Here is a 14083-nt window from a genome sequence, read left to right as displayed (position 1 = left end):
GCGGTTTTGGTTTTAGGGGTTTGGTCGCACAAACATCTTCAACCAAATCGCCGTTCTTGTTCAGGGCTCCCCGGAAATGCGCGAAGAACCTAAAAAAAGGCCCGCCAGTATGCACAAGGCCTTTGCGGGCGTCATCCGCTTCGCGCTACGCCGGCAGCACCAGGGGCAGCAGCCGGGCGGTGTTGCGGGCATCCTCCAGTGCGCGATGCTGTTGCCCAATGAACTGCAGCCCGGAAATCTGCAGGGCAGTGTTCAGGCCCACTGCGCGTTTCAATTGGCGGGCCTCGGCAAAGCGCTGCTTGAGGTTGAGGTGAGGCACCTGGTTGAGGGCGCTGTCGAGCTGCTGGCGCCGCCACTCCAGTTCCAACTGGCGGCGATCGTAGTCGCCCCAACTGGCCCAGCCGGCAAGGTGCGGTACGTAAGGGCCCAGCCAGCGCTCGAAGGTTGTCCAGACCTCGCCCAGCGGGGCGGCGCCATCCACGTTTGTCTGGCTGATGTGGGTGAGCTCGCGGCAAAAGGTGGTGAGGCACGGCCGGCGCAGCGGACGAACGAAACGCTGGAAGTGGTCCAACTCGTGGCCGTCGGACGCTACCAGCGAAGCGCCGATTTCGATGATTTCCATTTCGTCGAGCGGCCAACCGCCTTCTTCGGTGGTGGCTTCCAGATCGATGACCAGCCAATGCCCCATAGGCCCTCCATTGCGACTACCCGGCAGTATGGAGGCGCTTTCCCGGTGCGGCAAACCAAGGGGCGAACAGTTTTGCCCAGCGGCTGTGCCTGTCCAGCGGTAGGGTGTTCCGAGCTATGCTTGGAGCTTCCGTGATCTGGAGGTTTGAGATGTCGAAGGTCGCCTTTATCGGGCTCGGCGTGATGGGCTATCCCATGGCCGGGCACCTCGCTCGCAAGGGCCATGAAGTCTGCGTTTACAACCGGACGTCAGCCAAGGCTGCACAATGGGTGGACGAATTCGGTGGGCGTTGTGCCTCCACTCCCCGCGAAGCGGCTCAAGACGCGGAGCTGGTGATGAGTTGCGTCGGTAATGACGACGACTTGCGCAGCGTAGTGCTTGGCGAGGACGGTGCTTTGGCCGGCATGGTGCCGGGAGCGGTGCTGGTTGACCATACCACGGCCTCGGCGGATGTTGCCCGCGAGTTGGCGGTGCAGGCGGCCGAGCGTGAGCTGGGCTTCCTCGATGCCCCGGTGTCGGGTGGCCAGGCCGGCGCCCAGAACGGCGTGCTGACAGTGATGGTCGGGGGCGAAAAGCCTTTCTATGACCGTGCCGAGCCGGTGATCCAGGCCTATGCGCGCATGGTCAGGCTGATGGGACCGGCCGGTAGCGGCCAGTTGACCAAGATGGTCAATCAGATCTGCATCGCTGGACTGGTCCAGGGGCTCGCCGAGGCATTGCACTTCGCCCAGTGCGCCGGGTTGGACGGCCTGGCGGCGATGGAGGTGATCAGCAAGGGAGCTGCGCAGTCCTGGCAATTGGAGAATCGCCACAAGACCATGCTGGCCGGCGAGTTCGAGTTCGGTTTCGCCGTCGACTGGATGCGCAAGGACCTGTCAATCCTGCTGGACGAGGCACGCCACAATGGCGCCCAGCTGCCGGTCACGGCGCTGGTCGATCAGTTCTATGCGGACATCCAGGCGATGGGCGGCAACCGTTGGGATACTTCCAGCCTGATTGCGCGCCTGAAACCGGCCAGGCGCTGACATTTCGTGCCTGTCAGGTGCGGAAAATGAAATACACCGCCCCCACCAGGCACAGTCCGGCCCAAAGGTAGTCAAGCTTCAGGGGCTGCTGCATGTACAGCACGCTGAAAGGAAGGAAAACGGACAGGGTGATCACTTCCTGCATGATCTTCAGTTGTCCGACGGACAACTCCGTGTAGCCGACACGGTTGGCTGGAACCATGATCAGGTACTCGAACAGGGCAATGCCCCAACTGATCAGGGCAGCAACGATCCAGGGCTTGTTGCCTAGGGTCTTCAGATGGCCGTACCAGGCGAAGGTCATGAAAACGTTCGATAGGCTGAGCAGGGCGGCGGTTTGCAGCCAGACAGGCATGTTTGAACTCCGGGGAGGGTGAGGCGGGGCGGAAAAATGCGCGACAGCCTAGCGATCGGCCGGGCGCTAGGCAAGATGGGGGGATATCCCAATTTGCGTGGGCGCCGGGTAGTATTTCGCGCCGTCGTATCAGCGGTTGGGAGACGTAACCGTCATGCAGTGCCGTATGGGCTGTGGCGCCTGCTGCATCGCCCCTTCGATCAGTTCGCCGATTCCCGGTATGCCGCGGGGAAAAGCGGCCGGCGAACGCTGTGTGCATCTTTCGGTCGATTATCTATGCCAATTGTTCGGCCAGCCCGAACGCCCAGCCATTTGCGGCGCGTTTGCGGCCGATGAGCAGGTTTGTGGCGGTAGCCGCGACGAGGCGATTCGCCTCATCGGCTGGTTGGAGCAGGCGACGGCGTAATGCTTGTCAACGTTCTTCCATTGGAAGGCGCACTCAGCAAGGAGAAAATAATGGGTTCGTTGTTTCGTTTGGCTGTGGCCGCCGGCCTGGGCATCGTCTTGGTGTCGACAGCACAGGCCGAAGACTGGAAGCTGGCCAAGGAGGAGGGCGGTATCCGTGTCTACCTGAGTCCGGTCGAGGGCTCTAAATACAAGGCCTACCGGGGTGTGGTCAGCATGAAGACGGATATCGCCACCCTGCGTGCGTTGCAGGAGGACGTTTCCGGGTCCTGTGCCTGGATTCATGAATGCCGGGAGCAGAAGCTGCTCAAGTCGGAAGGAAAGGAGAGCTGGGCCTATACCCGCTTCAATACCCCCTGGCCCGTGACACCGCGTGACTCGGTGATCCACGTGACCACGGAGGAAGGGAGCGATGGCAGCGTCACCCGCGTGCTCGAGGGTGTGCCGGATTACCTGCCGGAGGAAAAGGGCTTCGTCCGGGTGAGCAAGGTGGAAGGCTTCTGGAAACTCACGCCGAAGGGCGCGGGAGAGGTCGAAGTGGTCTATCAGGTCCACACCGAGCCGGGTGGCAGTGTGCCGTCGTGGTTGGCCAACAGTTTCGTGGTCGATGCGCCGTTCAATACGCTCAAGGGGCTGCGCGAGCGTGCCGAGAAGCATTGAATAGCGCGTTCGGCCAGAAAGAAAAAAGGCTGCCCTCGAGGCAGCCTTTTTTCGTTTCGCCGACTTACTTGCGGTCGTTCAGCGAAACGTAGTCGCGTTGCTCGTAGCCGGTGTACAGCTGGCGCGGACGGCCGATCTTGTACGGGCTGGAGAGCATTTCCTTCCAGTGGGAGATCCAGCCGACAGTACGGGCCAGGGCGAAGATCACGGTGAACATGCTGGTCGGAATGCCGATCGCCTTCAGGATGATGCCTGAATAGAAGTCGACGTTCGGATACAGGTTGCGCTCCTTGAAGTACGGATCGTTACGGGCGATCTCTTCCAGGCGCATGGCCAGTTCCAGTTGCGGGTCGTTGATACCCAGTTCATGGAGTACCTCGTCGCAGGTCTGCTTCATGACCTTGGCGCGCGGGTCGAAGTTCTTGTAGACGCGGTGGCCGAAGCCCATCAGCTTGAACGGGTCGTCCTTGTCCTTGGCCTTGGCTACATACTTGTCGATGTTCGATACGTCGCCGATCTCGTCCAGCATGGTCAGCACGGCTTCATTGGCGCCGCCGTGGGCCGGGCCCCAGAGTGCGGCGATACCGGCGGCGATACAGGCGAAGGGATTGGCCCCCGACGAGCCGGCGAGACGCACGGTGGAAGTAGAGGCGTTCTGTTCATGGTCCGCGTGGAGGATGAAGATGCGGTCCATGGCCTTGGCCAGGGTCGGGCTGATCGGTTTGATCTCGCACGGGGTGTTGAACATCATGTGCAGGAAGTTTTCCGCGTAGTTCAGGTCGTTACGCGGATACATCATCGGCTGGCCCATGGAGTACTTGTACACCATCGCCGCCAGGGTCGGCATCTTGGCGATCAGGCGCATCGCGGAAATATCGCGGTGCTGCGGATTCTTGATGTCCAGGGAGTCGTGGTAGAAGGCCGACAGAGCGCCGACCACGCCGCACATCACCGCCATCGGGTGAGCGTCGCGGCGGAAACCGTTGAAGAAACTCTTCAGTTGCTCGTGAACCATGGTGTGGTTCTTGATGGTGCCGACGAACTTGGCCTTCTCTTCGGCATTCGGCAGTTCGCCGTTCAGCAGCAGGTAGCAGGTTTCCAGGTAGTCGGACTTCTCTGCCAGTTGTTCGATCGGATAGCCGCGGTGCAGAAGAACACCCTTGTCGCCATCGATATAGGTGATCTTCGACTCGCAAGAGGCGGTCGACATAAAGCCAGGATCAAACGTGAAGCGGCCCGTGGCGGTGAGGCCCCGCACATCGATTACATCGGGACCAACGGTGCCGGTCAGAACGGGCAGTTCGACGGGGGCTGCGCCCTCGATGATCAACTGCGCTTTTTTGTCAGCCATATGTGGCCTCCTATTTATGCTTGAAATCATCAGAAGCCCCCCACGCAGGGCCCGCATCACTATAGAGAGATAAATTCGAAAGTCAATTTGGGCCAACCCTGGCCGCAGACGGGTTTTTAGAGGCCTTTTGAATGAAAAAAGGCCGCTATTTACGCCTTTTATATAGGCGGCGCAATCCGCTTTTCGGGGAAGACCATCGCATTGTCATTAGTAGCCTAACTGTCTATACTCGGCGTCCGATCGCCAGGGGCCTTAGAGCCCGTATTCTGGGGGTCGTCACTCCCTGGGGGGTGGGTACCTGACCAGTGCACTTCCCGACAACTTTGCCCTGATCGTTAGGGCTCTCAGTGTGAAAAAAAAGCCGTGAATAGCCAACGACCTGTAAACCTAGACCTTAGGACCATAAAACTCCCAGTCACCGCTTACACGTCCATTCTTCACCGCATTTCCGGTGTCATCCTCTTCCTGGGCATCGCCGTGCTGCTGTTCGCACTCGATAAGTCCCTGGCTTCCGAGGAAGGCTTCGAGCAGGTGAAGGCGTGTCTCGCCAGTCCGCTGGCCAAACTGGTGATCTGGGGCCTGCTGTCCGCGCTGCTGTATCACCTGGTGGCGGGCGTGCGCCATCTGATCATGGACTTAGGCATCGGCGAGACGCTGGAAGGCGGCAAGCTGGGCTCGAAAATCGTGCTCGTCGTCTCGGCGTTGCTGATCGTGCTGGCGGGGGTGTGGGTATGGTAACTAACGTCACGAATCTTTCGCGTTCCGGCCTCTACGACTGGATGGCTCAACGCGTTTCTGCGGTCGTTCTCGCGGCTTACTTCCTCTTTCTGCTGGGCTACCTCGTCGCCAGCCCGAGCCTGACCTACGCCGACTGGCACGGTCTGTTCTCCCAGAACTGGATGCGCATCTTCAGCCTCCTGGCCCTCGTGGCCCTCGGCGCTCACGCGTGGGTCGGCATGTGGACCATTTCCACCGACTATCTGACTCCGATGTCGCTGGGCAAGTGGGCTACCGGCGTGCGTTTCCTCTTCCAGGCGGTATGCGGCATTGCAATGTTCGCGTTCTTCGTCTGGGGTGTGCAGATTCTGTGGGGTATCTGATTCATGGCTAAAATTCGTACGCTTTCCTTCGACGCCATCATCGTAGGTGGCGGCGGCGCCGGCATGCGCGCCGCGCTGCAACTGGCCCAGTCCGGCCACAAGACCGCCGTCGTGACCAAGGTTTTCCCGACGCGCTCGCACACCGTTTCCGCCCAGGGCGGCATCACCTGCGCCATCGCTTCGGCCGACCCGAACGACGATTGGCGCTGGCACATGTACGACACCGTCAAAGGTTCCGACTATATCGGTGACCAGGACGCCATTGAATACATGTGCTCCGTTGGTCCGGAAGCCGTCTTCGAGCTGGAGCACATGGGCCTGCCGTTCTCCCGTACCGAGCAGGGACGCATCTATCAGCGTCCGTTCGGCGGCCAGTCCAAGGACTTCGGCAAAGGCGGGCAGGCTGCCCGTACCTGTGCCGCTGCCGACCGTACCGGTCACGCGCTGCTGCACACGCTCTATCAGGCCAACCTGAAGAACAACACCACCTTCCTGAACGAGTGGTATGCCGTCGATCTGGTGAAGAACCAGGATGGCGCCATCGTCGGCATTATCGCGATCTGCATCGAAACCGGCGAAACTGCTTATATCCGCTCCAAGGCCACCGTGCTGGCTACCGGCGGTGCCGGTCGTATCTACGCCTCCACCACCAATGCCCTGATCAACACCGGTGACGGCGTAGGCATGGCCCTGCGTGCCGGCGTGCCGGTGCAGGACATCGAAATGTGGCAGTTCCACCCGACCGGCATCGCCGGTGCCGGCGTGCTGGTGACCGAAGGTTGCCGCGGCGAGGGTGGCTACCTGATCAACAAGCACGGCGAGCGCTTCATGGAGCGTTATGCGCCGAACGCCAAGGACCTGGCCGGTCGCGACGTGGTGGCCCGTTCCATGGTCAAGGAAGTCATCGCCGGCAACGGCTGTGGCCCGGATGGCGACCATGTGCTGCTGAAACTCGACCATCTCGGTGAGGAGGTCCTGCACAGCCGCCTGCCCGGTATCTGCGAACTGTCCAAGACCTTTGCGCATGTCGACCCGGTCGTTGCTCCGATTCCGGTCATCCCGACCTGCCACTACATGATGGGTGGCGTGGCCACCAACATTCATGGCCAGGCGATCACCCAGGATGCCAACGGCAACGACACGATCATCGAAGGCCTGTTCGCCGTGGGCGAAGTGGCTTGCGTGTCGGTGCACGGCGCCAACCGCCTGGGCGGCAACTCGCTGCTCGACCTGGTGGTCTTCGGTCGTGCGGCCGGTCTGCACCTGGAGAAGGCCCTGAAGGACGGTATCGAATACCGCAACGCCAGCGACACCGACCTGGACGTCGCCCTGGCTCGCCTGAGCGGCCTGAACGAGCGCACCAGCGGCGAAGACGTCGCCCCGCTGCGCAAGGAACTGCAGAACTGCATGCAGAACTACTTCGGTGTGTTCCGTACCGGCGAATACATGCAGAAGGGTATCCAGCAACTGGCCGAACTGCGTGGCCGTATCGCCAACGTCAAGATTGCCGATAAGAGCCAGGCGTTCAACACCGCGCGCATCGAAGCGCTGGAACTGCAGAACCTGCTCGAAGTGGCCGAAGCCACCGCAATCGCAGCAGAAACCCGCAAAGAGTCCCGTGGTGCACATGCCCGTGAAGACTTCGAAGAGCGCGACGACGAGAACTGGCTGTGCCACACCCTGTACTTCCCGGGTGAAAAGCGCGTCGCCAAGCGTGCCGTCAACTTTGCGCCGAAGACTGTTCCGGCATTTGAACCCAAGGTTCGGACTTATTAAGGGTGGCCGATATGTTGAAAGTCAGTGTTTATCGCTATAACCCCGAGCAGGATGCCGCCCCGTTCATGCAGGAATTCCAGGTCGATACCGGCGGCAAGGACATCATGGTCCTCGACGTGCTGGCGTTGATTAAGGAACAGGACGTCACCTTCTCTTACCGTCGCTCCTGCCGCGAAGGCGTTTGCGGCTCCGACGGCATGAACATCAACGGCAAGAATGGCCTGGCTTGCATCACCCCGCTGTCCGCGGCGGGCCTGCGTGGCGGTCAACTGGTGATTCGCCCGCTGCCGGGCCTGCCGGTCATTCGTGACCTGGTTGTCGATATGAGCATCTTCTACAAGCAATACGAGAAGGTGCAGCCTTACCTGCAGAACGATACACCGGCTCCGGCCATCGAGCGTCTGCAGTCGCCGGAAGAGCGCGAGAAGCTGGACGGTCTGTACGAGTGCATCCTGTGCGCGTGCTGCTCGACCAGCTGCCCGTCCTTCTGGTGGAACCCGGACAAGTTCCTCGGTCCCGCTGCGCTGCTGCAGGCCTATCGTTTCCTGGCCGACAGCCGCGACACCAAGACCGAAGAGCGCCTGGCCGCAATGGATGACCCGTTCAGCGTCTTCCGTTGCCGCGGCATCATGAATTGCGTCAACGTCTGCCCGAAAGGCCTGAACCCGACCAAGGCCATCGGTCACGTACGCAACATGCTGCTGCAGAGCGGGACTTGATCCGCTCACGGTTTTACCTGTGACACCTGCGGCGCTGGCGTTGAACCCGGCGCCGTAGTTTTAATCGAACCGTAGCCCACAAAGCCGCGGTTCTCATTTGAAAAATATGATGACCAGCAGGGGCATCCGGGCTGGTACCCGGACTATCTGCGGGATCCGTGGTGGCTTGACCGAAGTCGCTGCTTCAGGACTTGGGAAAATGACCAGGCTGCGGTTTCCACGCCGGTGGTGTCCCCTTACCGAGGGTGACCAAGCATGCAAGAAAGCGTAATGCAGCGCATGTGGAACAGTGCCCACCTATCCGGTGGTAACGCTGCCTATGTGGAAGAGCTCTATGAGCTCTACCTGCACGATCCCAACGCTGTGCCCGAAGAGTGGCGCACCTACTTCCAGAAGCTGCCCGCCGACGGCAACGCCGCCACCGACGTTTCGCATTCTACGGTTCGCGATCATTTCGTACTCCTGGCCAAGAACCAGCGCCGCGCTCAGCCGGTTTCCGCTGGCAGCGTCAGCAGCGAGCATGAGAAGAAGCAGGTCGAAGTCCTGCGCTTGATCCAGGCCTACCGCATGCGTGGCCATCAGGCTTCCCAGCTCGATCCGCTGGGTCTCTGGCAGCGCCCCGCACCGGCCGACCTGTCGATCAATCACTACGGTCTGACCGACGCCGACCTGGATACCACTTTCCGTACCGGCGGCCTGTTTATCGGCAAGGATGAAGCGAGTCTGCGCGAAATTCGCGAGGCCCTGCAACAGACGTATTGCCGCACCATCGGCGCCGAGTTCACCCATATCGTCGATTCCGAGCAGCGCAGTTGGTTCCAGCAGCGTCTTGAGAGCGTGCGTGGCCGCCCGGCATATTCTGCCGAAGTGCGTACGCACCTGCTCGAGCGCCTGACCGCCGCCGAAGGTTTGGAAAAGTACCTGGGCACCAAGTACCCGGGCACCAAGCGTTTTGGCCTGGAAGGCGGCGAGAGCCTGATCCCGCTGCTGGACGAAGTGATCCAGCGTTCCGGTTCCTACGGCACCCAGGAAATCGTGATCGGCATGGCCCACCGTGGCCGCCTGAACGTGCTGGTCAACACCTTCGGCAAGAACCCGCGCGACCTGTTCGACGAGTTCGAAGGCAAGAAGGTCGAAGGTCTCAGCTCCGGCGACGTGAAGTACCACCAGGGTTTCTCTTCCAACGTCATGACCCCGGGTGGGGAAGTTCACCTGGCTCTGGCGTTCAACCCGTCCCACTTGGAAATCGTTTCGCCGGTGGTGGAGGGTTCGGTACGCGCTCGCCAGGATCGCCGCAACGATCCGAGCGGTGACAAGGTTCTACCGGTGTCCATCCACGGCGACGCGGCATTCGCCGGCCAGGGCGTGGTCATGGAAACCTTCCAGATGTCGCAGACCCGTGGCTATCGCACGGGCGGCACCATCCACATCGTGATCAACAACCAAGTCGGCTTCACCACCAGCCGCCAGGAAGACGCGCGCTCCACCGAGTACGCGACCGATGTGGCGAAGATGATCCAGGCGCCGATCTTCCACGTGAACGGTGACGATCCGGAAGCGGTGCTGTTCGTGACCCAGCTGGCTGTCGACTATCGCATGCAGTTCAAGCGTGACGTGGTCATCGACCTGGTCTGCTACCGCCGTCGTGGCCATAACGAAGCGGACGAGCCGAGCGGCACCCAGCCGCTGATGTACCAGCAGATCGCCAAACAGCGCACCACCCGTGAGCAGTATGCCGACACCCTGATTCAGGCCAACGTCCTCGACAACGAGCGCGTCCAGGCGCAGGTTGACGAGTACCGCAGTGCTCTGGACAACGGTCTGCATGTGGTGAAGAGCCTGGTCAAGGAGCCGAACAAGGAGCTGTTCGTCGACTGGCGTCCCTACCTGGGACATGCCTGGACCGCGCGTCACGACACCCGCTTCGATCTGAAGACGCTGCAGGAACTGTCGGCCAAGCTGTTGGAGATTCCGGAAGGCTTCGTCGTCCAGCGCCAGGTCGCGAAGATTCTCGAAGATCGCCAGAAGATGGGCGCCGGTGCGCTGCCGATCAACTGGGGTTATGCCGAGACCATGGCCTATGCAACTCTGCTGTTCGAAGGCCACCCGGTTCGCATCACTGGCCAGGACGTCGGTCGTGGCACCTTCTCGCATCGCCATGCCGCGTTGCACAACCAGAAGGACGCGAGCACCTATCTGCCGCTGCAGCACCTGTTCGAGAAGCAGCCGCGCTTCGATCTGTATGATTCCTACCTGTCGGAAGAAGCCGTACTGGCCTTCGAATACGGCTATGCCACTACCACGCCGAACGCGCTGGTGATCTGGGAAGCCCAATTCGGTGACTTCGCCAACGGCGCTCAGGTGGTGATCGACCAGTTCATCACCAGCGGCGAGCACAAGTGGGGCCGTCTGTGCGGCCTGACCATGCTGTTGCCACACGGCTACGAAGGGCAGGGGCCGGAGCACTCCTCCGCGCGCCTGGAGCGTTACCTGCAGCTGTGCGCCGAGCACAACATCCAGGTCTGCGTACCGACCACGCCGGCGCAGGTTTACCACATGCTGCGCCGCCAGGTGATCCGCCCGCTGCGCAAGCCTCTGGTGGCCCTGACGCCCAAGTCGCTGCTGCGTCACAAGCTGGCCATCTCCACGCTGGAAGATCTGGCGGAAGGCTCCTTCCAGACAGTCATCGGGGAAATCGACCCGATCGATCCGAAGAAGGTCGAGCGCTTGATCCTGTGCAGCGGCAAGGTCTACTACGACCTGCTGGAGAAGCGCCGCAACGAAGGTCGTGACGACATCGCCATCGTGCGTATCGAGCAGCTCTATCCGTTCCCGGAAGATGATCTGGCCGAGGTTCTGGCTCCGTACAAGAACCTCAAGCATATCGTCTGGTGCCAGGAAGAGCCGATGAACCAGGGTGCCTGGTATTGCAGCCAGCATCACATGCGCCGTGTCGCCACCGCGCACAAGAAGACCCTGTTCCTCGAGTACGCCGGTCGTGAAGCGTCGGCCGCGCCTGCGTGTGGTTACGCCTCGATGCATGCGGAACAGCAGGAAAAACTGCTGCAGGACGCCTTTACCGTTTAACGCCTTCAGATGAGAGACGGCCGTTGCGGCCGTCTCGACGAAGAAACCGAATCAATAGGAATTACTATGGCTATCGAGATCAAAGCCCCCACTTTCCCGGAATCGGTTGCCGACGGCACCGTCGCTACCTGGCACAAGAAGCCGGGTGATGCCGTCAAGCGTGACGAGCTGATCGTCGACATCGAAACCGACAAAGTGGTCATGGAAGTGCTCGCCGAAGCGGACGGCGTGCTCGCCGAAATCGTGAAGAACGAGGGCGACACTGTCCTGAGCGGCGAATTGCTCGGCAAGCTGACCGAAGGCGGCGCTGCCGCTGCTGCCCCCGCAGCCGCCCCGGCTGCCGCTGCGTCCAGCGCTCCGGCTGTTGCCGCCGAAGATCAGATCCTGTCTCCGGCCGCCCGTAAGCTGGCCGAAGAGAACGGTATCGACCCGAACAGCATTGCCGGCACCGGCAAAGGTGGTCGTGTGACCAAGGAAGACGTGGTCGCCGCCGTCGAGGCCAAGAAGAACGCTCCGGCCGCTGCCCCGGCTGCCAAGCCCGCCGCTCCGGCTGCCGAAGCGCCGATGTTCGCCGCTGGCGACCGCGTCGAGAAGCGCGTGCCGATGACCCGCCTGCGCGCCAAGGTCGCCGAGCGCTTGGTCGAAGCCCAGTCCTCCATGGCCATGCTGACCACTTTCAACGAGGTCAACATGAAGCCGGTGATGGACCTGCGCTCGAAGTACAAGGACCTCTTCGAGAAGACCCACAACGGCGTGCGCCTGGGCTTCATGTCCTTCTTCGTCAAGGCGGCCACCGAGGCGCTGAAGCGCTTCCCGGGCGTCAACGCGTCGATCGACGGCAACGACATCGTCTACCACGGCTACCAGGACATCGGTGTCGCCGTGTCCAGCGATCGTGGCCTGGTGGTTCCGGTGCTGCGTAACGCCGAGCACATGAGCCTGGCGGAAATCGAAGGCACCATCTCCGACTTCGGCAAGAAGGCCAAGGCCGGCAAGCTGACCATCGAAGACATGACCGGTGGCACCTTCACCATCTCCAACGGTGGTGTATTCGGCTCGCTGCTGTCGACCCCGATCGTCAACCCGCCGCAGACCGCGATCCTCGGCATGCACAAAATCCAGGAGCGCCCGATGGCGGTGAATGGCCAGGTGGTGATCCTGCCGATGATGTACCTGGCGCTGTCCTATGATCATCGTCTGATCGACGGTAAGGAAGCCGTGAGCTTCCTGGTCACCATCAAGGATCTGCTGGAAGACCCGGCACGCCTGCTGCTGGACATCTGAGCCAGCTTCTCTCCACGGCGGCCCGAGAAGGGCCGTCCGGTTTCATCCGAGAAGGAATGAGTTATGACCCAGAAATTCGACGTGGTAGTCATCGGTGCCGGTCCTGGCGGCTATGTGGCGGCGATCAAGGCCGCGCAACTCGGTCTGAAGACCGCCTGCATCGAGAAATATCAGGGCAAGGACGGCAAGACCGCTCTGGGCGGCACCTGCCTGAACGTCGGCTGCATCCCCTCCAAGGCGCTGCTGGACAGTTCCTACAAGTACCACGAGGCCCACGAGGGCTTCAAAGTCCATGGCATCGAAGCCAAGGGCGTGACCATCGATGTTCCCTCCATGGTGGCCCGCAAGGACACCATCGTGAAGAACCTCACCGGCGGCGTCGCCACCCTGTTCAAGGCGAACGGCGTCACCCTGCTGGAAGGTCATGGCAAGCTGTTGGCTAACAAGCAGGTCGAAGTGACTGGCCGTGACGGTAAGGTTGAAGTCATCGAAGCCACCAACGTGATCCTGGCGTCCGGTTCCAAGCCGGTCGACATTCCGCCGGCTCCGGTCGACCAGGACGTCATCGTCGACTCCACCGGCGCCCTGGACTTCCAGGCCGTGCCGAAGAAGCTGGGCGTTATTGGCGCAGGCGTCATCGGCCTCGAGTTGGGTTCCGTCTGGGCCCGCCTGGGGGCGGAAGTGACCGTCATCGAAGCCATGGACAAGTTCCTCCCGGCTGCCGACGAGCAGATCTCCAAGGAAGCCCTGAAGATCCTCACCAAGCAGGGTCTGAACATCCGTCTGGGTGCCCGCGTGACTGGCTCCGAGGTCAAGAAGAAGCAGGTTACCGTGAGCTTCACCGACGCTCAGGGCGAGCAGAAGATGACCTTCGACAAGCTGATCGTCGCGGTCGGCCGTCGTCCGGTCACCACCGATCTGCTGGCTGCCGACAGCGGCGTGGACATGGATGAGCGTGGCTTCATCTTCGTCGATGACTACTGCGCCACCAGCGTACCGGGCGTCTACGCCATCGGCGACGTGGTGCGCGGCGCGATGCTGGCGCACAAGGCCTCGGAAGAGGGCGTGATGGTCGCCGAGCGCATTGCCGGCCACAAGGCCCAGATGAACTACGACCTGATCCCGTCGGTCATCTACACACACCCGGAAATCGCGTGGGTCGGCAAGACCGAGCAGGCCCTGAAGGCCGAAGGCGTCGAAGTGAACGTCGGTACCTTCCCGTTCGCCGCCAGCGGCCGCGCCATGGCTGCCAATGACACCGCCGGTCTGGTCAAGGTCATCGCCGATGCCAAGACCGATCGCGTGCTGGGCGTGCATGTGATCGGCCCGAGCGCTGCCGAGCTGGTTCAGCAAGGCGCGATCGGCATGGAGTTCGGCACCAGCGCCGAAGACCTCGGCATGATGGTGTTCTCGCACCCGACCCTGTCCGAAGCGTTGCACGAAGCGGCTCTGGCGGTGAATGGCCACGCCATTCACATTGCCAATCGCAAGAAGCGCTGAGGCAAAGAACCACGGCGGGCTGCCCGTCGTGAGCCGTGCGGCTCACCGCGGAACGTCCGCCGGACCGCCCCAGGGCGGTCACAGGTGGCGCGGCGCCATAAGCGCAGCGCCGAAATGCGCAATACCTAAACGA

At 61.6% G+C, this 14083-nt stretch carries 13 protein-coding genes; 10 read left to right on the top strand and 3 right to left on the bottom strand.

From position 1 onward, the window contains the following. Window positions 1-145: 145 nt before the first annotated feature. Entirely contained in the window at window positions 146-688 is a 543-nt protein-coding gene (locus BZL41_RS23295; RefSeq protein WP_095601459.1) for an exonuclease domain-containing protein, read from the bottom strand. 149 nt (window positions 689-837) lie between these two features. Between BZL41_RS23295 and BZL41_RS23290 the strand changes: the two genes are divergently transcribed. Beyond that, window positions 838-1713 (top strand): NAD(P)-dependent oxidoreductase, encoded by an 876-nt coding sequence (locus BZL41_RS23290; protein WP_095601458.1) that lies wholly within the window; start codon window positions 838-840, stop codon window positions 1711-1713. 13 nt (window positions 1714-1726) lie between these two features. Here BZL41_RS23290 and BZL41_RS23285 read toward each other — a convergent pair whose 3' ends face one another. Continuing rightward, complete coding sequence (locus BZL41_RS23285; protein WP_084333836.1) at window positions 1727-2068, bottom strand: DMT family protein; 342 nt, start codon at window positions 2066-2068, stop codon at window positions 1727-1729. Between the two features lie 154 nt (window positions 2069-2222). Between BZL41_RS23285 and BZL41_RS23280 the strand changes: the two genes are divergently transcribed. Together BZL41_RS23280 and BZL41_RS23275 are read left to right on the top strand one after the other, a co-directional pair. After that, window positions 2223-2474 carry a YkgJ family cysteine cluster protein gene (locus BZL41_RS23280; protein ID WP_095601457.1) on the top strand — a complete coding sequence of 84 codons (252 nt, stop codon included), beginning with the start codon at window positions 2223-2225 and terminating at the stop codon, window positions 2472-2474. Window positions 2475-2524: 50 nt separating this feature from the next. Further along, window positions 2525-3133 (top strand): START domain-containing protein, encoded by a 609-nt coding sequence (locus tag BZL41_RS23275; RefSeq protein WP_095601456.1) that lies wholly within the window; start codon window positions 2525-2527, stop codon window positions 3131-3133. Window positions 3134-3197: 64 nt separating this feature from the next. Here BZL41_RS23275 and gltA read toward each other — a convergent pair whose 3' ends face one another. Next, window positions 3198-4484 carry a citrate synthase gene (gene gltA, locus BZL41_RS23270; protein ID WP_095601455.1) on the bottom strand — a complete coding sequence of 429 codons (1287 nt, stop codon included), beginning with the start codon at window positions 4482-4484 and terminating at the stop codon, window positions 3198-3200. A 363-nt stretch (window positions 4485-4847) separates the two neighbouring features. Here gltA and sdhC point away from each other — a divergent pair, with 363 nt between their 5' ends. The 7 genes from sdhC to lpdA all read left to right on the top strand — a co-directional run bounded on the left by sdhC (window position 4848) and on the right by lpdA (window position 13950). Then, entirely contained in the window at window positions 4848-5222 is a 375-nt protein-coding gene (gene sdhC, locus BZL41_RS23265; RefSeq protein ID WP_084333832.1) for a succinate dehydrogenase, cytochrome b556 subunit, read from the top strand. Further along, complete coding sequence (gene sdhD, locus BZL41_RS23260) at window positions 5216-5584, top strand: succinate dehydrogenase, hydrophobic membrane anchor protein (protein WP_095601454.1); 369 nt, start codon at window positions 5216-5218, stop codon at window positions 5582-5584. The genes sdhC and sdhD overlap by 7 nt, the downstream gene beginning before the upstream one ends. Before the next feature lie 3 nt (window positions 5585-5587). Beyond that, window positions 5588-7360 carry a succinate dehydrogenase flavoprotein subunit gene (gene sdhA, locus BZL41_RS23255; protein WP_095601453.1) on the top strand — a complete coding sequence of 591 codons (1773 nt, stop codon included), beginning with the start codon at window positions 5588-5590 and terminating at the stop codon, window positions 7358-7360. Window positions 7361-7371: 11 nt separating this feature from the next. Next, window positions 7372-8079: a succinate dehydrogenase iron-sulfur subunit gene (locus BZL41_RS23250; RefSeq protein WP_084333829.1), complete on the top strand. Its 708-nt coding sequence runs from the start codon at window positions 7372-7374 to the stop codon at window positions 8077-8079. Window positions 8080-8334: 255 nt separating this feature from the next. Further along, on the top strand, window positions 8335-11166 hold the full coding sequence (locus tag BZL41_RS23245; protein ID WP_095601452.1) for a 2-oxoglutarate dehydrogenase E1 component: 2832 nt from the start codon (window positions 8335-8337) through the stop codon (window positions 11164-11166). A gap of 66 nt (window positions 11167-11232) precedes the next feature. After that, on the top strand, window positions 11233-12450 hold the full coding sequence (gene odhB / locus BZL41_RS23240; protein ID WP_095601451.1) for a 2-oxoglutarate dehydrogenase complex dihydrolipoyllysine-residue succinyltransferase: 1218 nt from the start codon (window positions 11233-11235) through the stop codon (window positions 12448-12450). Window positions 12451-12513: 63 nt separating this feature from the next. Further along, window positions 12514-13950, top strand: coding sequence for a dihydrolipoyl dehydrogenase (gene lpdA, locus BZL41_RS23235; RefSeq protein WP_084333826.1), 1437 nt, complete (start codon window positions 12514-12516; stop codon window positions 13948-13950). Window positions 13951-14083 lie beyond the last annotated feature (133 nt).

The sequence above is a fragment of the Pseudomonas sp. PIC25 genome (assembly GCF_002286785.1).
Lineage (GTDB): Bacteria > Pseudomonadota > Gammaproteobacteria > Pseudomonadales > Pseudomonadaceae > Pseudomonas_M.
Note: the sequence above shows the minus strand (reverse complement) of the source record. Positions and strands in the feature narration are given on the sequence as shown.